The 21,858-nt window shown below is 58.0% G+C and carries 21 protein-coding genes; 6 read left to right on the plus strand and 15 right to left on the minus strand.

Annotation, left to right across the window (positions count from 1 at the left end):
* Positions 1-318 precede the first annotated feature (318 nt).
* Both CSING_RS07010 and CSING_RS07015 read right to left on the minus strand, forming a co-directional pair.
* Positions 319-1,722: a WHG domain-containing protein gene (locus tag CSING_RS07010; RefSeq protein WP_042530938.1), complete on the minus strand. Its 1,404-nt coding sequence runs from the start codon at positions 1,720-1,722 to the stop codon at positions 319-321.
* 247 nt (positions 1,723-1,969) lie between these two features.
* On the minus strand, positions 1,970-2,203 hold the full coding sequence (locus tag CSING_RS07015) for an antitoxin (protein ID WP_042530940.1): 234 nt from the start codon (positions 2,201-2,203) through the stop codon (positions 1,970-1,972).
* A gap of 520 nt (positions 2,204-2,723) precedes the next feature.
* Between CSING_RS07015 and CSING_RS07020 the strand changes: the two genes are divergently transcribed.
* On the plus strand, positions 2,724-3,974 hold the full coding sequence (locus CSING_RS07020; protein ID WP_042530942.1) for a site-specific DNA-methyltransferase: 1,251 nt from the start codon (positions 2,724-2,726) through the stop codon (positions 3,972-3,974).
* A gap of 25 nt (positions 3,975-3,999) precedes the next feature.
* Here the strand turns inward: CSING_RS07020 and CSING_RS07025 are convergent, their stop codons facing one another.
* On the minus strand, positions 4,000-5,046 hold the full coding sequence (locus CSING_RS07025; protein WP_236683941.1) for an alpha/beta hydrolase family esterase: 1,047 nt from the start codon (positions 5,044-5,046) through the stop codon (positions 4,000-4,002).
* Positions 5,047-5,117: 71 nt separating this feature from the next.
* Between CSING_RS07025 and CSING_RS07030 the strand changes: the two genes are divergently transcribed.
* From CSING_RS07030 to CSING_RS07050, 5 genes are all read left to right on the plus strand, one after another.
* Positions 5,118-5,930: a class I SAM-dependent methyltransferase gene (locus CSING_RS07030; RefSeq protein ID WP_407637920.1), complete on the plus strand. Its 813-nt coding sequence runs from the start codon at positions 5,118-5,120 to the stop codon at positions 5,928-5,930.
* Between the two features lie 87 nt (positions 5,931-6,017).
* Complete coding sequence (locus tag CSING_RS07035; RefSeq protein ID WP_201773938.1) at positions 6,018-6,956, plus strand: ABC transporter ATP-binding protein; 939 nt, start codon at positions 6,018-6,020, stop codon at positions 6,954-6,956.
* Positions 6,957-6,969: 13 nt separating this feature from the next.
* On the plus strand, positions 6,970-7,767 hold the full coding sequence (locus CSING_RS07040; protein ID WP_042530945.1) for an ABC transporter permease: 798 nt from the start codon (positions 6,970-6,972) through the stop codon (positions 7,765-7,767).
* Positions 7,764-8,879 (plus strand): sensor histidine kinase, encoded by a 1,116-nt coding sequence (locus tag CSING_RS07045; RefSeq protein ID WP_052471396.1) that lies wholly within the window; start codon positions 7,764-7,766, stop codon positions 8,877-8,879. The genes CSING_RS07040 and CSING_RS07045 overlap by 4 nt, the downstream gene beginning before the upstream one ends.
* Entirely contained in the window at positions 8,876-9,484 is a 609-nt protein-coding gene (locus CSING_RS07050; RefSeq protein ID WP_042530947.1) for a response regulator transcription factor, read from the plus strand. The genes CSING_RS07045 and CSING_RS07050 overlap by 4 nt, the downstream gene beginning before the upstream one ends.
* A gap of 7 nt (positions 9,485-9,491) precedes the next feature.
* Here CSING_RS07050 and CSING_RS07055 read toward each other — a convergent pair whose 3' ends face one another.
* The 12 genes from CSING_RS07055 to steA form a co-directional block, all read right to left on the minus strand.
* On the minus strand, positions 9,492-10,877 hold the full coding sequence (locus CSING_RS07055; RefSeq protein WP_042530949.1) for an anaerobic C4-dicarboxylate transporter: 1,386 nt from the start codon (positions 10,875-10,877) through the stop codon (positions 9,492-9,494).
* Positions 10,878-11,190: 313 nt separating this feature from the next.
* Complete coding sequence (der, locus tag CSING_RS07060; RefSeq protein ID WP_042530951.1) at positions 11,191-12,819, minus strand: ribosome biogenesis GTPase Der; 1,629 nt, start codon at positions 12,817-12,819, stop codon at positions 11,191-11,193.
* Complete coding sequence (cmk, locus tag CSING_RS07065; RefSeq protein ID WP_042530954.1) at positions 12,812-13,522, minus strand: (d)CMP kinase; 711 nt, start codon at positions 13,520-13,522, stop codon at positions 12,812-12,814. The genes der and cmk overlap by 8 nt, the downstream gene beginning before the upstream one ends.
* Complete coding sequence (locus CSING_RS07070; RefSeq protein WP_042530956.1) at positions 13,522-14,439, minus strand: pseudouridine synthase; 918 nt, start codon at positions 14,437-14,439, stop codon at positions 13,522-13,524. Before CSING_RS07070 ends, cmk begins: the two co-directional genes overlap by 1 nt.
* An 85-nt stretch (positions 14,440-14,524) precedes the next feature.
* The gene (scpB, locus tag CSING_RS07075; protein WP_042530958.1) at positions 14,525-15,097 is read right to left on the minus strand and encodes an SMC-Scp complex subunit ScpB; all 573 of its coding nucleotides are present in this window, start codon (positions 15,095-15,097) and stop codon (positions 14,525-14,527) included.
* 41 nt (positions 15,098-15,138) lie between these two features.
* Positions 15,139-15,936, minus strand: coding sequence for a segregation and condensation protein A (locus CSING_RS07080; protein WP_042530960.1), 798 nt, complete (start codon positions 15,934-15,936; stop codon positions 15,139-15,141).
* A 9-nt stretch (positions 15,937-15,945) separates the two neighbouring features.
* A complete protein-coding gene (locus CSING_RS07085; protein ID WP_201773939.1) occupies positions 15,946-16,824 on the minus strand; it encodes a ParA family protein in 879 nt (292 codons plus the stop codon).
* A gap of 142 nt (positions 16,825-16,966) precedes the next feature.
* Positions 16,967-18,109: an EGFR-like transmembrane domain-containing protein gene (locus CSING_RS07090; protein WP_042530963.1), complete on the minus strand. Its 1,143-nt coding sequence runs from the start codon at positions 18,107-18,109 to the stop codon at positions 16,967-16,969.
* A gap of 34 nt (positions 18,110-18,143) precedes the next feature.
* Positions 18,144-19,022: a site-specific tyrosine recombinase XerD gene (gene xerD / locus CSING_RS07095; RefSeq protein WP_042533265.1), complete on the minus strand. Its 879-nt coding sequence runs from the start codon at positions 19,020-19,022 to the stop codon at positions 18,144-18,146.
* Positions 19,023-19,063: 41 nt separating this feature from the next.
* On the minus strand, positions 19,064-19,702 hold the full coding sequence (locus CSING_RS07100; RefSeq protein ID WP_042530965.1) for an NUDIX domain-containing protein: 639 nt from the start codon (positions 19,700-19,702) through the stop codon (positions 19,064-19,066).
* On the minus strand, positions 19,703-20,665 hold the full coding sequence (locus CSING_RS07105; RefSeq protein WP_042530967.1) for a copper transporter: 963 nt from the start codon (positions 20,663-20,665) through the stop codon (positions 19,703-19,705).
* Positions 20,665-21,849, minus strand: a complete 1,185-nt coding sequence (gene steA, locus CSING_RS07110) for a putative cytokinetic ring protein SteA (protein ID WP_042530969.1) — start codon at positions 21,847-21,849, stop codon at positions 20,665-20,667. The genes CSING_RS07105 and steA overlap by 1 nt, the downstream gene beginning before the upstream one ends.
* Positions 21,850-21,858 lie beyond the last annotated feature (9 nt).

The following is a 21,858-nucleotide window of genomic DNA, read 5'->3' on the forward strand; positions in this document are numbered from 1 at the left end:
ATTCGGACCGGTGGCTACCCTACCGCCGATGAAATTTAATTTCTACAGTGGAGAAACCACCCAGCAACGGCACCACCCGCTAGCTGCTAACCAGAAGCACTTAGTTAACATCGCATACATTCAATATGTAGAAACATTTCACACAGCAAAGGGCAAGTCCTCCACTAGGAGATTTCCACGAATGGTGAGATCATTTACCTTCAGTTAAGGCGATGGTGTCGAAAAAATATTCCCTACCTTCCAGAAGGGAAAGGTAGGGAAAATAGTGTCCAAGATTACATCACTAGAGACACGGCATTACGACGCTACGACGCAGAGTTACTCTGCGCCGCCGAGGCTGCGCATGACACCGCCAAGACAAATATCCATGTAATGCGTAAGGATTTCGAAGATGAAGTCCGTGTCATAGCCACGCAGCGGCCCCTTAGTGGCAAGCATGGCCAGGCCGTGTGCACCGGCCCACACCGAAATCACGAGAGTGTAGAGCACCCACGGAGCACGCGGGCCATTAACCTCATCGATGGCCTGGCGCACTAGCGACATAATAAAGCCAAAGGCTTGACCGAACTCGCTGAAGTCACGCTGGACCTCCGCGGCCTTATTTGCGTTCGGAAGGAAGTCATCCTCAAAGGACATCGGAACGATCGGACCGGACGCGATCTTGATGAGAGCCTCGAAGCCTTGCGGGTCAGCCAACGCATGGGAGACATAGCCATAACCAGTTGCCCTGATGAGGGAGAGCGCCTTAGAGCCCTCTGGAACAGCAGCCACTTGGCGGTAGATAAACTCGTAGTTGATCTTGTCAAGGTAACGCTCTAGATAACTCGCAAGCTCTTGATCGCTCTCAATGAGGTGCTCCGCCTCTTGAACGGTAAGACCAGCACGAGTGGCAGCGCCGCCGATGTGTAGGCCCGTAACACCGTGATCAAGGGATTCTTCGATCGCTCCACGCAGAAGCGCGGTACGCTTTTCCTCCTCGGTGCCACGCGGGAAATCAACAGCCTTAGCCAACAGCGGCTCTGGCTGCTCCCCAACAAGGCCGAACGGGGCAGTGCGCTCAAGCCGCTCGCCCCGGAGAAACGGGTAAAGACCAACACTAAAGGTATCCATAACACCGCTGAAGGTCTGCTTCTTGGCGGCTGGAGAAAGGTAACGAAGGATACCTTCGGCAGCTAGCTGAGTCACACCATGCAGATGCGAGAAGATTGCAAGCGCGAAGAGCATTGTGCCGTGCGCATCACTGCTTCCACCGGCCTCTTTAACGGCGTCATCCGTCAGGTCATAAAGAAGCTCGAGAATGGGACACGTGTCAGCACGACCCCCTTCGGAGGCAAAGACTTCAGCGGTTAGGTCCTCGCGAGGGGAAGCCTGTACTGCCGTGAAGGCTGCAAAGGAGGTTGGATCCTCCACTGCGAAAGAGAAATAGGACATTGACGCGGAACGAAGCCTATCGACGGCCGTTGCGTTCTCCGGAAGGCGCTTGAAGTGCATGTCAACTACGGACAGCAGAGCTGCATTCAACGTCTCCGTTGTCGCCTCCACCAGTTCGGCGTCACTAGCAAAATACTCTTGAGCCTCGGCGAACGGGACATCTACTTGGTCGGCAACGTCACGCAGACGAACTGCGTCGATGCCGGCCTTGGCGATGACACGTCCGGCCTGCTCAATGAGGAGTTGCCGTGAGGGCTGACTGCCCTTTTCCGCACCTACTGAAGTAATCACGGGTAATAGCCTACCTAGGAGTCGTCTCGATTTCGCTTCACCCTACAGCATTTAGCAAGTTTAAAGGTTTTACACAGTATCTAACTCGGAGGATAAGGATTAATTTCTCACCTAGTAAGCATTCGAACACTCTATGCTTACAACAAAGAAAGAGCTCCGACCCCAACAATGTGGGGACGGAGCTCCTCTATGCGAGCTCATACGCCAAGCTAGTCCACCCAGCTAGCGTCCGAGCCGGAAGCAGGTTTTACTGCTCCTGACCATCCTGCTCGGGCTGGTTGCCCTCAGCGCCCTGGTTGCCCTCAGCACCCTGGTTGCCAATACGCTCGTCCAGCTGGTCGCGAGCGGAGTCAATCTTGTCCGCCTTGTCCTCACCCAGCTTGCCCTTGGCAAAGTCAGCACCCTTGTCCAGTGCAGAGTCAGAAACCTGCTCGCCCTTGTCGGAGTTCAGTGCATCCTTTGCCTTATCGAAGATACCCATATCGTATCGTCCTTTCTTTCTAACTACCTTGATAATCTATGCAGGCCACAGCAAGGAACAGCTTCTTTCCCGCCGCTATGCATCCCCACACCACGGAGAACGCGCGCGTTCCCGCATGCGTGGGGTGTCCACAGCGGAGGATTTTCACGCCCTTCGCGCGACCACTTCACCAACGGTACCGACGCAACTCACACTTCGCCACGATGAGTGCCACTCCCAAGCTTCGTGCGATGAGAAACACCCATATCCGTGGGCAGTAATTCAATCTGAGAGTATTAAGGTTAGTTGAGAAAGTTCACCCCCTACGGTTACCCCTTTTCGTTCAACACCATGCGGTGTGCCACCCCACTCTCAATTGAGAAGACTTGTACGCTAAACCTCAGTAATAGCCCGTGGCTCTCCGTTTCCGCCGCACCATACACCACAGGGACCACCCGAGAAACCGTGATACATTCACCAAGCCTTGGGGTCTTATCAACTAGATTTGCAGCCCTGATCTCATTAGAAAATTTTCAGCACAATGCCCTCGAACCACTCTTCTCCCCCATCATCGACTACCTACTTTGGTCTCACATGGCCAGGGAAAAACGAGGCTGCTGTGCAGGCTCATGGAGAGCTGAAGGTTCGGAGGGACGTCGTCAAGCGCGTCAGCTCCTCTCCACACACTGTCACGGAAGCCGACAACCTGGATGCTCTCAAGGACTTCGTCGCCCGAGGTTTTCACGCTGACGTCATCTATATCGATCCCCCTTATAACACCGGGAAGGATTTCGTCTACCGAGATAACTTCCGCCAGCGTCGCGAGGTGCGGTCTGAACATTTCGGGCAGTGGCACGCGGAATGGCTCTCCATGATGTTGCCGCGGATTATTTTGGCGCGTGAGGTCCTCGCAGACACTGGCTTCATTTTTGTATCGATTGGTGAGTCTGAAGCTGCCCACCTGCGACTCATCATGAATGAAGTGTTTGGGGAAGATTGCTTTGCCGGTCAACTCATCTGGAAGAAGGGCGGCACGGGCAAAAATGACTCCAAATACGCGGTCATAGAGCACGAGTATGTGCTCTGTTACGCCAAGAGCGCATCCAATCCGGGCTTCAATCTCGACCCGCACGCACAGACCTCAACGAGGTACAACCACAGCGACGAAAAGGGGAACTACTCTCTCGTGCGCCTTGATTCCAAGACGCTGGGCTACCTGCCCTCTCTCGATTTTTCCATTACAGGCCCCGATGGTCGTGAGTATTGGCCACATCAACCGGAAGGAAAAAGCCAGGTGGCACGCTGGCGGTGGGGCAAGGATAAAGTCTCCGAACACTATGAGGAGCTAGTCTTTCGACGCGGCTTCGTCTACACCAAGAACTACGAAAAGAAGGGGGCACGCCCACGTTCAATACTTGATGGCGAACGCTTTGGAGTCACGCGCACTGGACGCAAAGATGCTGAGGAGGCTCTCGGCATTCAAGGAACCTTCGATTTTCCCAAGCCTGTCCGGCTAATCAAGCATCTTATCGCCATCGCCGGCGGCGCCGACGCGGTCGTCCTCGACTTCTTTGCTGGATCCGGAACCACTGCTCAGGCCGTGGCGGAACTCAATCGGGAGGATGGCGGCAGCCGCAGTGTGCATCTCGTACAGATTGCTCAGCCAACAGAAGCCTCGAGCCCCGCACGCCGTGCCGGTTTCGACTCCGTTGCCGATATTTGCCTGGCTCGAGTCCAGGCGCTCGACGGACTGGACTTTAGCCACATACGCCTCACGCCAATAGAGGAGTAGGAGCCCTGCGCCGGTAGTGCGGGGGCTACGACGCCGCATGGCGGGAGGCTTCAGCAACGCCGTGCTCTTCCGTGCCTTCTGGGCGTCCCGGGATTCCGAAGAAATCCAGGACCGTGTCAGTAGCAAAGCCGCGCCCCACTTCGGGCTTATCCTTACTGGGACGACCTGGCCACACATGGGAACCACCGTTGATCCTAATATGTTGCAGCGGTGCTTTGCAGCCGGTCCATGTTTCTTTAACGGCGTCATTCGTCAGGCGCAGGCTCTCCACATCGCCTACGCATTTATTGCGCTTTTGATGCTGACCGAGCACCTCTGCGACCGAAGAGTAGGCAGTACCGTGGCGAACACCGCCCTCGTAATTGACCACCGGGTCATCCGTGCCGTGAATATCGAGGCGGCCCACAGGCCGCTCAGAGCACTCAGAGTGGATTCCCTCGTAATACGCCGCTGACACCGTTGCCACAGATCGGAACGTGCCCGGCATCCGGCAGGCCAAGAAAGCCGCAAATCCACCCCCGTTGGACAAACCAGCGGCGAAAATGGCGTCATCGTCCACGCTGTACGTCGCCCGCAGGCTATCGACGATCTGGCGGACGAAATCCACATCTTCTTCTTCACTGGTTGCTGCGTAGGGAGCCGGAGTCCACGCTTTTTCGACTCCCTGTGGGTAGGCCACAATGGCTTCGGCGGCATCGAACTGGGTGTACCCTTCCATGTTTTCAGGACTGTCGTTCCAGCCGTGGAAGGAAAGGAGCACCGGCCACGAGCGCTCCGGTGTGTAGTTCTCAGGAACATGCAGAAGAAAGCTGCGCCCAGACGCCAATTTCATGTTCTTGGTGTGTCCGGGTTCCGGTCCCACGAGCATGGGGGCCACCGGCACCCCGAGGTCATTAGTCCAGACGGCCGACGTCGTGGGAGTCGGAGTGCCGTCAGTCCCAGCGCAAGCTCCCAGTGCTCCCACACATACCGCAGAAGACACAGCAGCACACAAAGCTCGCAGAACGCGCGGCTGGTGGGCTGTCTTACCGCGCAACTTCACCGGTGTCTGACCCCCTGGACGTTGATTCATAGATCCTAGCCACTACAAGGTAACAGCTCCGTATCAACGAACACGTAGCGGCGCGGTAGATTGAAAGCATTATGTCCTCCATCAGCTCCCCTCCCCCGCGCCCTGAGCATTATCCCAGCTATCGCAAGGCATCCACGCAGGAGGGCCCCACATTCCGCACTGTGCACCAGCGAACGCGCGCTGCCCGCGCCTTCGTCGAGGGCGCCGAAAACTACCAGGATGTGCGCCCCAGCTATCCATTCGACGTGGCTGCACTCGTTGGATCCGCACACACGGTCCTGGATGTGGGCGCCGGCACCGGCAAGTTCACCGCAACACTCACCAACCCTGAAGTATTCGCCAGTGATCCCTCCCCGGACATGACTAGGGTTCTCAGCCGTCTCGGCATTCCATGCTGGCGGGCCACAGCGGAGGACACTGCGTTGACTAGTTCGTCACTTGATGCCGTCACCTGCGCACAAACCTGGCATTGGGTCGATGTGGACCGCGCCTGCGCCGAGTTTGACCGTATCCTTCGCCCTGGTGGCCGGGTCGTGCTCGTCTGGAACACACTCGACGTGAACGCGGATCCCTGGATCCTTCGACTCGCTCGGATTATGCACTCAGGAGATGTCCACCGCCCAGGCTTCTATCCCACCCTTGCCGCTCCGTGGGAAGTCCGGGATGAGTTGCGCCTCACCTGGAACCACACTCTTACGCCCGAGCAGCTGCACCAACTCATGCATACCCGTTCCTATTGGCTCCGTAATGGCGAGAAGATTCACAAGCGCATGACCTACAACCTCAATTGGTACCTCTATGAACATATGGGGTTCCAGCCCGGCGAAGAGCTAGCAATCCCCTACCGCACCGATGCCTTCGTCCTGGCCCGTCCTGGCGAATAGCCGCCTTCTGTACCCATGACAACTGTCATGTAAAACTCATGACGTCATGTCTACGCTGCAGAATCCGCACAGCCTTAACGTGAGGCTATGAACACGACACACACCTCTCCCCCGGCCATCGACGTGTCCGGAATCAGCAAAACCTTCAACGCCTCTTCTCGTAGTCCGGTGCATGCGCTTCACGACGTCTCCTTCACCATCTCCCAAGGTGAAATCGTCGGTCTACTCGGAACCAATGGTGCAGGCAAGACCACGCTCATTGACCTCATCTTGGGGCTGACTACCCCGACATCAGGCACCATCAAGGTGTTCGGCCAAACCCCGCACACCGCTGTGAAAAGCGGGCGCATCGGCGCTGTCATGCAGGAAGGAGGCCTCCTTTCTGACATCACCGTGAAGGAAACTCTGGAGCTCCTCGGCGCAGCCTTCCCCTCACACCGCCCATACGAGGACATCATCGAGCGCGCCAATCTAGGTGACATCCTTTCGCGCAGGGTGGGGAAATGCTCGGGTGGCGAGCAGCAACGCCTGCGTTTCGGATTGGCTCTATTGGGTGATCCGATGCTCTTGCTGCTCGACGAACCAACCACCGGCATGGACGCTGGTGCCCGCCGCCACTTCTGGGAAACCATGAAAGAGGAAGCCAAAGCCGGAAGAACCATCCTGCTGACCACTCATTACCTTGAAGAGGCCGACACCTTTGCGCAGCGCATCGTCATGCTCAACAAAGGCGAGATACACGCTGACGGCAGCACTGAAGACATCCGCAACGCAAGCTCCACCCGCACCATCCGGGCCGCTTTCCCTGATGGCGTGCCGAGTCGTCTCTTGAACGAACCTTTACCGGGAGTTCTCCATCAAGTGGCCACAGACACTGGCCTCAAAATCACTTCGCGCGATTCTGACGCGGTAGCCCGCTACCTGCTCACTGAAACCACAGCGCACGATATCACCATTACTGGCCATAGTCTCGAGGACTCGTTCCTTGAGCTGTCCGGCGCTTCTCCGGACCCCATCACAAATTAGGGAGTTATCCGTCATGAGCATCACCACTTCTGCTACACCAACGCTTGGTACGACCTTGAAATACGCGGCACACGACTTAAAGCGCTTGCGCCGTGACCTACCAACGCTCTTTTTTAGCATCGGCCTGCCCGTCATTTTCTACATGCTCTTCGGCGCCATGCAGGAGTATGGCGACACCGAGTTCAATGGCGGAAACGTCGCGGCTCTCGTCATGATTGGCATGGCGCTCTACGCCGGCGCTACTGGTGCCGTTGGGGCAGCTGGCTCCATGGTTGCCGAAAACCGCGCCGGGTGGGGCCGTCAACTGGCGCTCACTCCCCTCCGAGCATCTCAGCTTGGCCTTGCCCACGTCCTCAACATCGCGGTCCGCGCTATCTTGCCCATAGCTGCTGTCTTCCTCACCGGTGGGCTTACCAAGGCAACGATGCAACCCGACCAGTGGTTCCTCGCCTTTCTCATTACCTCGGCTTGTGCCATCCCTTTCGGTATCTACGGTATGGCCTGCGCCATGCTCATCCCAACGGAAAACACCGTCTCCATCGCGTCGTCGAGCATCGTCATCCTCGCTTTCGCTGGAAATGTCTTTATGCCGCTCAAAGAATCTCTGCTTGAGATTGGGCGATTCACACCAATGTACGGCGCACAGGCACTTGCCCGGTGGCCACTATCCGAAGGTGCTCAAATGATCGACGGTGAGCGCCCCTTCGTTGAGGACCCACTTTGGTACGCATGGGTTAACATCACTGTATGGACAGTGGTTTTCGTCGGGTTCTGCGTGTTTCTTCGCAACCGCGACAAGAACCGAGCATGATGCGTGATTTCAGGCTGCGGGACGCGTGCTTCGCCGCAATTTGGTTGCTCTTTCTTCTCATAGGACTCGTACGGATCCTTGTTCTGCCCTCATATTCCACGGTTCAACGCTTCTGGGCCGTTGCCATCACCGTGGTATTTTGCGTCACGTATTTTGTTTCCTTCGGTACCCTTCATACCTTCCCGCACGGGTGGTCCCTAGAGCGTCGAGTCGCTCTCCGGTGGGGCATACTCGCTGTGCTAGCACTTGCCGCAATTCCTTCGCACGGCGTGTGGGCTGTGTACTTCGTTCCGTATCTTGGAGCCTTAGTCGCTTACACCCAGCCGCTGAGAACTGCAGCCACTGTCATCACCGTCACCGGAATCATCGCTAGTATCCCCACGTGGATTTTCGACCGTCAAAACTTTGTCGACTTCATAATCATTTTCTTTGGCTGGCCTGTGCTTATACTGGCTCTCGGCACGTTATCGCAGCGCGAAGATATCGAAACCGCCTTAAGGCATGATTTGGATTTAGCCCAACAACGCGAAGACATTGCCGCCGACATCCACGATCTCCTCGGCCACACCTTGACAGCTATCAATCTCAAGGCCGAAGTAGCGCGTCGTTTTATCGACCGCGATCCAGCCAAAGCCGCCGCCGAGCTTGATGCCATCAGTTCGCTGTCGCGTTTATCCCTCGCAGAGGTACGGTCCACCGTCACGCGCATGAAGAACCCCACCTTCGCTGGTGAGATTCAGGCCGCACGCCGCATCTTAGAAACTGCCGACATCCATCCCCACTTACCTGAAACTCTTATCTCTCCACGGGCGCATGAGGACTTATTCTCGTGGGCGCTGCGTGAACTCACAACCAACGTCGTACGCCATTCTGGGGCTTCGCACTGCTGGGTTATCCTCAGCGAAGATTCTCTTCAGGTCACAGACGATGGAGACGGTTTTACCGAGGACGCTACGCAAGCGCTTGCTGCGGGCCTTACGGGGCTCGCGGGTCTTCGGCGCCGAGCCCAAGATGTCGGTGGCGATGTCATTATTCAGCGAGCGGAAGGGTTGACCACTGTCTTACTTACTCTTGATGGTGTCTGCGAGATAAAGGAGGTTCCGCGACCATGACACCTCCTATACGGGTGCTCATTGCCGAAGACCAGTCGCTAGTCCGCGGAGCGCTGACAGCATTGCTTAATACCGAGCCGGACATCGAGGTTGTTGCTGGGTGCTCATCCGGAGTCGAGGTCGCCGCCCTCGTCGCTCAGCATCGCGTCAATGTGGCGCTGCTCGATATTGAGATGCCGGGAATGAACGGCATCGATGCTGCTAAGACGATCGCCGCTACCGATTGTCGAAGCCTCATCGTCACCACTTTTGGGCGTTCCGGCTACGTCAAACGCGCACTTGACGCAGGCGTCGACGGTTTCCTTGTCAAAGACACACCCCCAGACGAGCTGGCCGACGCCATTCGCCGCGTCCATTCGGGCCTGCGCGTGGTCGATCCGCAACTGGCTCAAGACATCCTCTTTGCCCCAGATAATCCTCTCAGCGAGCGGGAAATCGAGGTCTGCCGTTTACTTGTACGCGGACTTGGCTCCACCGCCATCGCAGCACAGCTGCATCTCAGCGGCGGCACCGTGCGTAACCATATTTCCGCCATCATGTCCAAGACTGGAGCGGCCAACCGCTTTGAGGCCGCCCGGCGGGCGGAAACCAACGGTTGGATTTAAGAACTCATTAGAGCAAGACCTGAGCGAGTAGAGAGCCCACCACACAAGAGGTCACGACTGAAATCGCGCCGGGGATTAAGAAGGAGTGGTTGATGACAAACTTGCCGATACGCGTCGTTCCAGTACGGTCGAACCCGATACAGGCTAGGTCTGAAGGATACGTCGGCAGAATGAAGTAACCATAAGCAGCACCGTAGAAACCCACGATGATCGCCGGGTCGATGCCTAGCTGTAGCCCAATAGGAGCAATAGCAACAAGTGCAGCTGCCTGGGAATTCACTAGCTTGGACACGATGACGAGGACCACAGCGTAAGCCCATGGGGCTGCTTCGACCACATTACCCAGGTTGGCTTCAAGAGCTTCAATGTGTGCTTGGAAGAAAGTATCCGCCATCCAGGCCACACCGAAGACGGAGAACACCGCAGTCATTCCGGCCTTGAACACCGGGGTTGAAGCGATTTTGGAAGGTTCAACCCGGCAGCTCAGGAGAATAATCGCACCGGCAACCAGCATGAGCATCTGAATAACGAGGTTCATTGACAGCGGACTCAGCTCACCGTCTTTCCCCGGGACCAGTGGACGCAGAAATTCGAAGGCGCCGAGCGCGACGACTGCAGCAATCGCCGCCAAGAACACCACCACCGAGCGCTTAGCTTCTTTGGTAAAGACCTCATTCAACAGCGAGCCAGTGCTCTCATTAATGCGCGCTGCAAACTCTGGGTCCTTCATCTTCTCTTGGAAGACAGGGTCCTTATCCAAATCCTTGCCACGGCGCAGTGACCATAAAGAGGCGAGGATGACACCAGACAGTGAGGCCGGGATGGCCACCATCAGAATCTGCGGAATGGAATAGGCCTTATCAATAACTCCGGCGTTCTCCGCGATGATCGACGCCAGAGACACCGTTGCTACAGACACGGGCGATGCGGTGATGCCCATCTGTGCTGAGGTCGATGCCACAGCCATGGGGCGCTCTGGGCGAATGCCCTTCTTAAGAGCAATATCCTCAATGATCGGGAACATCGTGTACACCACGTGGCCGGTACCGCAGAGAACAGTGAGGAACCACGTCGTCAGAGGCGCGAGAATCGTGATGCGCTCTGGATGAGATCGCAGAATCTTCTCCGCAAATTGCATCATCACTTCCAAACCTTTGGCCTGTTGGAGTGTCGCAGCGCACCCAATGACGGCGATGATCGTGAGCATGACCGAAACTGGTGGTTCGCCTGGGGCAAGCCCGAAAGCAAAGACCATCAGCAACAGGCCGATACCAGAGATGAGGCCTAGGCCTATACCGCCGTATCGGGTGCCGAGGAGCAGTGCTCCCAGGATGATGATGACTTGAAGAATGATGGCCAGAACGGAATCTGGCGCGATGACACTAGCTAGCATGCCATGCTTTCTCGCTCAGAATTGGATACGAACTGACTACACCATATCCGGTCAAACACTACCGGACATAAGCGGAAGGACGAGCGAATTCTCACACGCGTTTGTGTGCTCAAATCGCTCGACCATAGGGTATAATCCCAGCGTAACGGGCATACTGTTATTTACTGGTCCCCCTTCTCCAAGCCTCATGTTCACCCCTTAACACAACGCTGGAGCTTTCGGGTTGCTGGTCGGGGGTTTGAGAGATAGGAGGCGTTGTGCGGGACACGCGTGCGCGAGGAGCCGGGTAGCACTATTAACGCCTCCGCGGCTCCTAGCGGCGTTGGCGGCGCTCACGCACGCGCACGGCTATGCGTACTGGCGAGCCGTGGAAACCGAAGCGTTCGCGGAACTTGCGCTCCAGATAGCGGCGGTAGCCAGCATCCAGGAAGCCGGTTGTGAACAAGACAATCGTCGGCGGCTGGGTCGATGCCTGGGTGGCAAACAGCACGCGGGGCAAGCGATTGTTGTTCATTGGCGGTGGGTTGGCTGCGATAGCCTCACGCATCCAGTTGTTGAGCTGGCCAGTGGACACGCGCTGATCCCAGCTGTCCAGAGCCTCAATCATGGCTGGCTCCAGCTTCTGCAAAGCGCGGCCTGTCTCCGCCGAGATATTGACGCGGGTAACCCACGGGAGGTGGCGCAGGTTCTCATCGATCTCACGGTCCAGGTAGTAACGACGATCCTCATCGACGAGATCCCACTTATTGAACGCGATGACGAGGGCTTTGCCGGCCTCAAGAATCATGTTGAGGACGCGCTGGTCTTGCTCGGAAACTTCCTGGGAGGCGTCGATAAGCATGATGCACACCTCGGCCGCATCGATCACGCCACGCGTACGCAGGGAGGCATAATACTCGTGGCCTTGCACGTTCTTGACCTTCTTGCGCAATCCCGCGGTATCGATGAACTTCCACAGGCGTTCATCAAGCTGAACGAGCGAATCGACGGGATCGACGGTCGTGCCGGCAGCGTTGTCCACGACGGAGCGCTCTTCCGACGTCAGCTTGTTGAGCAGCGAGGACTTACCCACATTTGGCTTGCCCACCAATGCCACGCGGCGCGGACCGGAGGTGATCGACGAGTTGCGGGGTTCCTCCGGGAACAGACGCAGAATCTCATCGAGAACGTCGGCACCGCCGCGACCGTGTTGTGCGGACACCGGCCACGGATCGCCCAAACCCAACGCGTAGAACTCGGCCATATCGGCGTACATAGTCTCCGAGTCGAACTTGTTAGACACCAAGATGACCGGCACATCGGACTTCTGCAGTTTGCGAGCCATCACAGCATCGGTTTCGGTAATACCAACCTTGGTGTCAACAACGAAGACAATGACATCTGCCGTAGCCATGGCCAGCTCTGCCTGCCGCGCAATAGCGGCGTGGATGCCCTTGACATTGGGGTCCCAGCCACCAGTATCTTGGACGAAAAATCGCTGGCCATTCCAGTCCGCGACGTAGGATACGCGATCGCGGGTCACACCTGGATGATCCTCCACCACTGCTTCACGGCGGCCCAAGAAGCGATTCACCAACGAGGACTTGCCCACGTTCGGGCGGCCCACGATGGCCACCGTGCAGAGGTTTTCCTCGGTGTGCCCATCATCCACGCCAAACTCGGCGGAAAGTGCTTCCCACTCTTCCTCGCTCAGCGGAGCGTCACCGTCGGAGTCGCTTTCGTCCTCGCCCAAGTCTGCCTCACCGAACTCAGAGTCATCGAACTCCGCCTCGTCGAACTCATAATCAAATTCATCGGAGTCAAAATCATCGGGAGCCCAGCCGCCGTGTGGATCGCGCACGATCTCTTCCTCGAGTTTGCCCACTGGATAGTGGAATTCGGTCTCGAAATCCTCCGGCTCCTGCTCAGGATTGAGATTAGGGTTCTGCGGTTGATTAGTCATCAGCGGCCTCCTTGGTAGCAGAATCCTCAATGACGGCGACGAGTGCGTCGAGTACTTCGTCACGGGTCATGTCGGAAGTGTCCACGAGCACAGCATCCTCTGCAGGACGCAGCGGTGACGTGGCGCGGGAGGAATCGGCGGCGTCGCGCCGTTGGACGTCGGCAAGCACGGTGTCGAAATCAGACTCAATGCCGGCCGCAAGGTTCTGATCGTGACGACGCTGTGCACGAACCTCAGCAGAGGCGGTCATGAACGCCTTGGCGGGAGAATCGGCAAGCACAACAGTGCCGATATCGCGGCCTTCTACAATTGCGCGGTGTGCCTGAGCAGCCAAGGAGCGCTGCAGCTCCACCAGATTCTGGCGCACCTCCGGAATGGCGGACACAGCCGAAACGTTGCGGGTGACCTCGTCTTCACGGATAACGCGGGAGACGTCCTCGCCGTCAAAGATGACCTGAGTGGAATCCGGGTCATCCGAAACCTCCAGCGGAAGGTTAGCTGTAGCTTCGATAACGGCCGCGGTATTCGCCGGGTCCACGCCGGCACGCAACACAGCAAGAGTGGCCACACGGTACATGGCGCCGGTGTCGACGTACTTGGCATCGAGACGCTTGGCCAGCGCGCGGCACGTCGTGGACTTGCCTGTTCCGGACGGCCCATCGACGGCCACGATGAGCCCTTGGTTTGGCATGTTTGAAATCATTACATCCCCACCGCCTTGTACAAGCTGGTTAGTTCATTGGAGTTCAGCGCACGCATCGAGCCCGGCTTCATATCACCAAGCTGCACCGTGTGAAGCTTGGTGCGCACGAGGCGCTGGACTGGGTAGCCCGCTTCCTTCAACATGCGGCGCACGATGTGCTTGCGGCCTTCGTGCAGCTCAACGCGTACGAGGGAGTAGCCCTGGTTCTTGTCAACGATCTGCACGTAATCTGCCTTGGCCAGGCCATCCTCAAGTTCGATGCCTTCTTGGAGTTGGCGGACTAGTTTCTTATCGCCTTCTCCCAGCACGGTGGCAAGGTAAGTCTTCGTGACCTCATACTTCGGGTGCATAAGACGGTTCGCCAGTTCGCCATCGTTGGTGAGCAGGAGCAGACCCTCGGTATCAGCATCAAGACGGCCGACGTGGAAGAGACGCTGACCGGAGACAACACGGTCAGCGACGACATCGCCCACGCAGGGACGGCCCATGTCATCCGACATCGTGGACTGCATGCCACGCGGCTTGTTGAGTACAAAGTACTGGGTGTCTTCGTTGACATTGATGCGGGTGCCGTCCACGCGGATGACATCGCTGTTAGGGTTCACGCGGGTGCCCTGCTTAATGATGACCTGACCGTTGACCTCAACGCGGCCCTGCTCAATGAGGATTTCTGCGTGGCGGCGTGAGGCCACGCCAGCCTTCGCCAGAACCTTCTGCAGACGTTCACCCTGGTTGTCGGATTTCTTATCAGCGCCGTCTACCAACCAATCTGCGCCCAAGTCACGGGCGACAGAGTCAGCGGTGGCCTTCTTCTTTTTCACGTGCTGATGGCGAGCCGGCTTAGCGTTGGAGACAATCATGTCGCTGTCTCGCTTCTTTTTCTCCGGTGTGCCATCGCGGCGAGCGGGTGGAGTCACGGAAATGTGTCCTCTCAATAGTTCTTCAATTTGCGGCGCAAAGAGGCGCCGGTGTCCGGGCGCAATCCTACCCCACAGTGTGGCGTCATGAGTAGTCCTCATCAATCTGTTCGATGTCCGGAAGCAGCGGCGCGAGGTCTGGGAGACGCTCTAGAGAGTCAATGCCGAGCAGCTCAAGGAAGAGCTCTGTCGTCTCGTACTGATGTGCCAGGCCCTCCACGCCGTCGAGCTCACGGATGAGACCACGCATCGTCAGGGTACGGACCACGCCGTCAACGTTGACGCCTCGCACACCGGCGACCTGGGCGCGCGTTACTGGCTGGCGGTAGGCAATCACCGCCAGGGTCTCCAATGCCGCACGCGAAAGCTTGGTCTGGGTGCCATCGAGCACGAACTGCTCGACCGCATCGGCGTTGTCCTTGCGAGTATAAAAACGCCAGCCCTCAGAGGTTTCCCTCAAGTCAATACCAGAGCCGCGTTCATTCAGCTCGCGCTGCAGGGACCGGAGAACATCACTTATCACTGTTGTCTCCGCATCGAGAGCGCGGGCTAAAGCCTCCACGCTAGCGGGTGAATCTACCACGAGGAGGATAGATTCCACGCGTGAGCGCAGTTGCGAAATAAGCGGCAGTACAGTGGCTTCCGTGCGGTCTTCCATGACTGGGTAGCGTACCTTAGCCACAGGCGTCCTCGTCCCAGCTAGTCCCAGTTGGCCGCCGCCACGACGGCCGGGTCCACATCGAGCCCGGTCCACGCCAGCTCCAAAGGTCCGAGGGATTCTTCTTGAACCGCGTCAACCGCTTTGGCCTTATAGAGCTCGAGCAATGCCAAGAAGCGGCCAACTATTTCCATCGAGACAGTACAGTCCCTGGTCAGCGCGTCGAAGCTCATCCACTGGCCTGTGCCCAGCATCTTGAGAGTGCCAAGAATCTTGCCAGCCTGCTCCGGCACCGAGACTGCCACCTGATGAATGTGACCGGTCGCCACCTCCTCCGGTGGCTTGGGCCGGAAGACTCCCGCGGCAAGCTCGGCGAAACTCGCCGGTGTATGCCCCAGCTTGACCGGCGGCAGAAGCTCACTAAACCGCTCCTCCATTGCTACTGCCCGGGGATAGCGGCGCTGTGCTTGGCGCTGCCAGTGCGCGAACTGATCCGCTACCTGTTTGTAGGCCTTGTACTGCAAAAGGCGAGCGAAAAGAAGGTCTCGAGTCTCCAAAAGTTCAAGATCCTCAAGGTCATCAACGTCACCCCGCGGAAGAAGTCGCGCTGCCTTGAGATCCAGCAGCGTCGCTGCGATGAGGAGAAACTCTGTGGTCTCATCAAGATCCGCAGTTTCCCCTAATGCGCGGGTGTAGGCGACGAATTCGTCGGTAACCTCAGAAAGAGCGACTTCGGTAACGTCCAGCTTCTTGGCCTGGATGAGTTGGAGGAGCAGGTCGAAAGGCCCCTCGAAGTTACCCAGCGCAATACGGAAGCCGGTAATCTCCGGTTGCGTCATGCTGGCACGCTAGACGTTGGCTCGCTCGATGACCTCTTTGGCTAGGTCGCGGTATTGTTTCGCGGCCTGGGAGCTCGGCGCCCACGTCGTAATGGGCTCGCCAGCCACCGAAGTCTCCGGGAAACGTACCGTCCGGGTAATAACCGTGTCGAAGACCTTATCCCCAAAGTACTCGACCACGCGGTCCATGACTTCGCGGGCATGGCGAGTACGGCGGTCAAACATCGTAACGAGGATGCCCATGACCTCAAGGTCAAAGTTAATGCGGTCCGCAACCTTCTCCACCGTATCCGTCAACAGCGCTAAGCCACGCAGGGAGAAGAACTCACACTCCATGGGGATAATCACACCCTGAGAACAAGCCAGCGCGTTCACGGTCAGCAGGCCCAAGGACGGCTGACAGTCGATAATGATGAAGTCATAGTCCTTGCGCACTGGGCGCAGAGCGCGAGCAAGGGTATGTTCACGGCCAACTTCGTTGACCATCTGAATCTCAGCCGCAGAGAGGTCAATGTTAGCCGGCACCAGATCCAAACCTGAGACTCCGGTGTTCACAATGGCGGAATGAACCGAAACCTCGCTATCCAGCATGACGTCATAGATAGTGTCACCGATCTGATCATGAGTGAGGCCCAGGCCTGCCGACAAAGCGCCCTGGGGGTCCAAGTCAACGAGAAGGACTTTACGGCCAAGCTCCGCCAAGCACGCGCCCATGTTGATGGTGGACGTGGTCTTGCCCACGCCTCCCTTCTGGTTACACATGGAGATGATGGTGGCAGGGCCGTGCTTTTCCAGCGGCTCGGGTTCCGGCAGTTCCCGAAGTGGGCGGCCGGTCAACCCGACCTGCGCCTCCGAGGCTTCAAACAGTCCCTCGTCGCTCACAGTCACACCTGCTTCCTTGACCTGTACGGCCCCTTAAGTCCGGCCTGCAGCGCTTGCCGACGCCGCCTTCTTACATCGTTGTGATTACAGAGTACCCCCTGAGGCACCCGCCCCGCGATTATAGCCAGCAAAAATGGGGATATAAAGCCTAGTGGCTAGACTTTCGGCGGCGCCACAGCCAGATCACCACGCCGGCGATAAGCGCCACCAGCCCCACCCCGCCGATACCACTGATGATCTCGCCGGTGCTCAGCCCCGAGTCTTCAGCGTCTGTGGGCTCAGCGTTCCCCTCAGCATCAGCATCCAGCTGCTGTTCAGACGGAACCTCCTGTGCGGTCTCCTGAGTGGGATCCGTTAATGTCACCACCAACTCCGCGGTCCCAGACTCCTTGTTAATGAACTGCATGATGAACGGGTTATCTGGCTCCTTGCCCTCCGGATATGTCAAGGTCATCGTGCGCGAGGCTTTGTCGATTTCTCGTTGCACGCCCTCGACGAATTCTCCCTGTGCATTGAGGTAGCGCAACGTAACGCCAGCATCCTCAAGGTGCTTGAAACGGTTATACAGGTCTAAGGCTTGCTTGAGGCCCAGCTTCGCGGTGATGGTCTGGCCTTCAATGGTGGACTCGAGGTTGATGTAGGAAGCTTGGGAATCATCGACGCCATCCCAGCCGCGACCAGTACGCGGAGCACTCGGCTGCTCATGTCCCGCCGTAGATTCTCGCGCCCCTCCCCCTTCACGCTCACCGGAAGTCGAATCACCCGAAGAATTCTCGTCACCGTGAGCGCCAAGGGCGTCATCACCGTCAGTGCCCTCAGCATCGTGAGCTCCACCGGGGGCATCGCCATGACCGCCGTCAGAGCTCCGACCGTCTTGCCCGCTTGTCTCCTGAGAAGTGTGAGCAGTTCCGTCCAGGCTCTCTGGGTCACCGCTCGTTGCAGCATCGTTGAGGTCCTGTTCGGTCACCTGTTCATCAGCAACCAGAAGGAAGGTCATAGTGATGCCCTGGTAGGTCACCGGCACGCTCAGTTGACCACCTGCGGCAGGGGCGGAAACAGTGGCCGTCCCGCCGGAAGCGGATACGGTCCAGCCATCGGCAGCCACGTTGACGTCGACAGGCACGGGCAAGGAAACTGTCGTGGTTTGGCCAGCCGGTACTGGAATCGTGGCGTCCTGTGCCTGCGCAACAGCAACACCGTACCAATTCGCTGCCGCCACTGGCGCCACGGCGAGGGACGCCGCCGCAGCAACTGCTGCGAGACGGTGACGAAGGAAAACAGAATGGAGCATGGAGATCTTTCGTTCGGGAATAGCTGCCGCGATTCTAAGCGCGAGGGTGCGCGGTACGCCACACCTCTCGGAGGGAATCGGCGGTGACGTGAGTATAGATTTGGGTCGTGGTTACCGAAGAATGCCCCAGCAATTCTTGGACGGTACGGACATCGGCTCCGCCTTCCAAGAGATGAGTGGCAAAGGAGTGACGAAGGGTATGCGGAGAAATGTTTGCCGTGAGTTGCGCGCGTTCAGCTGCGGTTTTGATAGCCGCCCAGGCACTTTGGCGGGACAGTGCCTTACCGCGCGTGTTGAGGAAAAGCGCATGTGAAGCACCCGTAGCCAGAATCGGACGGGACCGGACAAGGTAGTCTTCCACGGCCTTCGCCGCATGAGAACCCATGGGGACAAGCCGCTGCTTATCGCCTTTACCGCTCAGCAGCACAATATCGCGCACGGAGCGAGGGGTATCACCAGTGACATCATCAACATGAAGAGAGATGACCTCTGAAATACGCGCACCGGTGCCATACAGCACCTCAAGCAAGGCACGGTCGCGGATATCGATAGGGGTTGCTGCCTCATCCGTCGGAATGGCGTTGAGCAGCTTGTCGACGTCATCCACAGTAAGCGTTTCCGGCAAGGTCTGGGCCTGCTTCGGGGGCGTGACCTCCGCTGCCACGTCGGTCTCAACAAGTCCCTCAGCAAGCGCAAACTTGTGCAGGCCGCGGGCAACAATAAGTGCGCGACTGGCAGAGGATTGAGCAAGTGACTCCCGCAGATGAATCAGGTAATTCTCCACGTGTGTTCGCTGCACGTGGCGCAAGTCAGAAATTCCAGTCTCCGCCAACCAAGAGACGTAACGGTTGATGTCACGGCGGTAATTGCTCACCGTATTTTTGGAAGCGCCCTTCTCCACCATGAGGTGCATGAGCCACGCCTGCCCTGCCGCCTGCGCAGGGGTTTCACCACTCACAGTTTCTTCAAGTCCACGCCAGCTCGGCGACGGGCCATGGATTGCGGACGGATATCAAAGGGCGAGTCCACCGAACGGGGAGTACGTGCGCCGCTCACACACGCATGCGCAGCGAGAATGCCGGCGATGGCGATGGAGTTGACGATTTCTCCGGAAAGAACGCTATCCACGGCCTCATCGAGGTCTACCCAAGCGAAGCCCATGTCTGCTTCTTCGTCGCCCTCGGCGTCAAGCTTGTCGACGTCCGAGAGGCCCCGCGCGATAAACACACGCACGGCCTCCTCACAGAAGCCCGGGGAGGTTACGAGGTCAGCGAGCACGCCCCACTCGGATGCCGCGAGTCCGGCCTCTTCCTGCAACTCGCGCTGGGCGCCACTGAGCTCGTCCTCGCCTTTGACATCAAGCAGGCCGGCAGGCAATTCCCACAACCGCCTGCCGACGCTATGACGATACTGTTCCACCATAGCCACGCGATTCTGTTCATCCAGCGCCACGACGGCAACTGCGCCGAGGTGCTCCACGATTTCGCGCTGAGCCACAACGTCACCGGGCATAACGACATCATCGCGGCGAACGGCGAGGATGGGGGCGTCGAGAAGCAGCTCGCTGCCGACCACACGAAAGTCATGCGCCATTTATAGATCCTTCGGAAGCGCTGGGGCGGCACTCTGGGCATTGGCGGCGGCTCCGTATACGCCGTGTCCTCCGTCCAATTGTTCCTTGACTGCAAGGACGGCCGCCATCTGCGAAACGGGGTGATCAATGGAGTCGACGGTGGTGATCTCCGTCTTGTCCTTGCGCAGCTTCTCTAGCGCCCCGCCATTACCGGCAGCGCGGACATGACCGGCATAGACAGTCGAGGTACCAACAGAATCGAAACCTTCAAGGAACTTCACAGTGGAATCGATTGCGTAGCGTGCCGGGGCGTCTTCCTCACTGTCGTTTGCGGTCTGTGCGCCACCCACGACAATCACCGCTTGCGCGGGCAAAATTGTGGCGTCCTCGTACTCGATGTAGCCGGCCTCACGCAAAGCGCGCAACAAGGTGGCGCGGTCGTCAACAGATGCCAGCGGCTCTGTGCTCTTCGGATCGAGCATGAGCGCGGCTGCCATTGCTTCGCCCGCATGCGTTCCAGCATCCACCTTCTTCTCGTTGAGTTTGGCGCCCGCCGGAAGAGTGTTCGTGACCAGGGAAAGCAACTTGTCGGCGGCACCTTGGTCAAAGAACTTCCTGGTCAACGTGATGTGACCAGCATCGGTGGAATCGGCAGAGCCCAGCAACGCCTTGATCGCATTCACATCAGCCTCTTTGGCATCTGGGGTGCTGAGGACCATGACTGGACGTTGGGCCAGAGAGCCATCGACGATGAAACGGTTGAGCTCACGAAGAACGGAGTCCGCGGAGTCTAACTGAGCCTCGTGGATCTCATTTTCGACCACGAGCTCGGCATACTTTTCCCGAACCTCATCCTTCGAACCACCGCCTGGAGCCCCGGGAGTGGCGTCCATGTTTGGCGCGATAAGCAGCGTGCCTAAGGCGACGCCAAGGGCCGTGCCGAAGCCGAGGCCTGTGACGAGAAGTGACTTAGGCGAAGCCATTATTTGAACCACCCCTGCACGCTCAGGGCGAAGTTATTCCATGTGTCAATGAGGTTCTGAAGGAAGGATTCGTCTCCCCCAAGGCCCACGATAAGAATGACCACGGCGAGTGCGACCAGGATGCCGAGCAGAGCCCACAACCAGCCCATCGCACCGCCGCTCGGTGCGGTGTAGAGGTTGATCACCGCATCAGCATCCACGAGTCGGGTGCCGGCCTTCATGTGGGTCAGCAACGCGGCCGGAGTCGCATTGGGCTTGTTGGCAAAGATGTCATCAAGGTCCAACGCTCCACCGACCTGCACAATCATCTGCGCTTCGTGGTAATCCGCCAGCAAGAGCGCAAGATCCGTAGCCGAGTCTGTAGCGGCCGGGAAGGTCATTGCACCAATGCCTAGGTCCTGGATGCGTTCTAGGCCTTCAGCGGTGCCGTCGGGCTCCGCGGGAAGAATGACCTGCGCACCGCTCCGCAAAGTCTCAGAACTCACTTCAGCAGGATCACCCACGATGAAGTGAGGCTGGTAGCCAAGCTCCACAACCGTGTCGGCCGCAGCATCGACGCCGATAATGATGGGCTCGTATTCGCGGATGAAGTTCCGTAGCAACGAGAGCTTCTTGCGGTGTTCTTCTGAAGGCGATACAACGAGTACCTTCCGTCCGGCCATGTCAGAGCCGGCATCGGGGACACCGAGACCATCGATCAGCAGCGGGCCCTCCGAATGAATGAACTCGATGGAGTTTCCGAAGTAGGCCTCCATGTGGTCAATGAGCTCGCGTTGCGCGGATGCGAAATTCTTCTCCGCGCGGTCGCGGGTGACTACGGTGCCAGACGTCAGCTGGGTATCCCCCACGTAAACGGTGCCGTCCTCGGTGAGGCGAGCCTTCTTGCCGTCCTTGAAGTGTGCTACGAAATCCTCGCCCACGCCTTCAATGAGGGTCACGTCGGCGTCGAGAAGCATGTGCGGCCCGTAGTTGGGGATCGACCCAGTGGAGAATTCGGCAACGTTAATGACAGCCGCCGGCTTCATATCGACAAGGGTCTGGGCCTCTTGGCGGGAAATGTTGGCGGCATTGATGACGGCGAAGTCACCGGCGCTGAACTTCTTCATGCCTTTTCCGCCTGGGGTGCAGTCACGGAGCGCGCCGTGCTCTCCAGGCAGATCGGTATTACGGGAAAACAGACTCATGCCTGACAG

The organism is Corynebacterium singulare (genome assembly GCF_000833575.1).
GTDB classification, from domain to species: Bacteria; Actinomycetota; Actinomycetes; order Mycobacteriales; family Mycobacteriaceae; genus Corynebacterium; species Corynebacterium singulare.

What these genes read in the sequence shown, in the direction of transcription:
- CSING_RS07020 (WP_042530942.1), top strand. Translation starts at nt 2,724, where the DNA reads ATGCCCTCGAACCACTCTTCTCCCCCATCATCGACTACCTACTTTGGT.
- CSING_RS07055 (WP_042530949.1), bottom strand. Translation starts at nt 10,877, where the DNA reads ATGCTAGCTAGTGTCATCGCGCCAGATTCCGTTCTGGCCATCATTCTT.
- CSING_RS07015 (WP_042530940.1), bottom strand. Translation starts at nt 2,203, where the DNA reads ATGGGTATCTTCGATAAGGCAAAGGATGCACTGAACTCCGACAAGGGC.
- scpB (WP_042530958.1), bottom strand. Translation starts at nt 15,097, where the DNA reads ATGGAAGACCGCACGGAAGCCACTGTACTGCCGCTTATTTCGCAACTG.
- der (WP_042530951.1), bottom strand. Translation starts at nt 12,819, where the DNA reads ATGACTAATCAACCGCAGAACCCTAATCTCAATCCTGAGCAGGAGCCG.
- CSING_RS07105 (WP_042530967.1), bottom strand. Translation starts at nt 20,665, where the DNA reads ATGGCTTCGCCTAAGTCACTTCTCGTCACAGGCCTCGGCTTCGGCACG.
- xerD (WP_042533265.1), bottom strand. Translation starts at nt 19,022, where the DNA reads ATGCACCTCATGGTGGAGAAGGGCGCTTCCAAAAATACGGTGAGCAAT.
- CSING_RS07025 (WP_236683941.1), bottom strand. Translation starts at nt 5,046, where the DNA reads ATGAATCAACGTCCAGGGGGTCAGACACCGGTGAAGTTGCGCGGTAAG.
- CSING_RS07090 (WP_042530963.1), bottom strand. Translation starts at nt 18,109, where the DNA reads ATGCTCCATTCTGTTTTCCTTCGTCACCGTCTCGCAGCAGTTGCTGCG.
- CSING_RS07035 (WP_201773938.1), top strand. Translation starts at nt 6,018, where the DNA reads ATGAACACGACACACACCTCTCCCCCGGCCATCGACGTGTCCGGAATC.
- CSING_RS07080 (WP_042530960.1), bottom strand. Translation starts at nt 15,936, where the DNA reads ATGACGCAACCGGAGATTACCGGCTTCCGTATTGCGCTGGGTAACTTC.
- CSING_RS07045 (WP_052471396.1), top strand. Translation starts at nt 7,764, where the DNA reads ATGATGCGTGATTTCAGGCTGCGGGACGCGTGCTTCGCCGCAATTTGG.
- CSING_RS07050 (WP_042530947.1), top strand. Translation starts at nt 8,876, where the DNA reads ATGACACCTCCTATACGGGTGCTCATTGCCGAAGACCAGTCGCTAGTC.
- cmk (WP_042530954.1), bottom strand. Translation starts at nt 13,522, where the DNA reads ATGATTTCAAACATGCCAAACCAAGGGCTCATCGTGGCCGTCGATGGG.
- steA (WP_042530969.1), bottom strand. Translation starts at nt 21,849, where the DNA reads ATGAGTCTGTTTTCCCGTAATACCGATCTGCCTGGAGAGCACGGCGCG.
- CSING_RS07040 (WP_042530945.1), top strand. Translation starts at nt 6,970, where the DNA reads ATGAGCATCACCACTTCTGCTACACCAACGCTTGGTACGACCTTGAAA.
- CSING_RS07100 (WP_042530965.1), bottom strand. Translation starts at nt 19,702, where the DNA reads ATGGCGCATGACTTTCGTGTGGTCGGCAGCGAGCTGCTTCTCGACGCC.
- CSING_RS07030 (WP_407637920.1), top strand. Translation starts at nt 5,118, where the DNA reads ATGTCCTCCATCAGCTCCCCTCCCCCGCGCCCTGAGCATTATCCCAGC.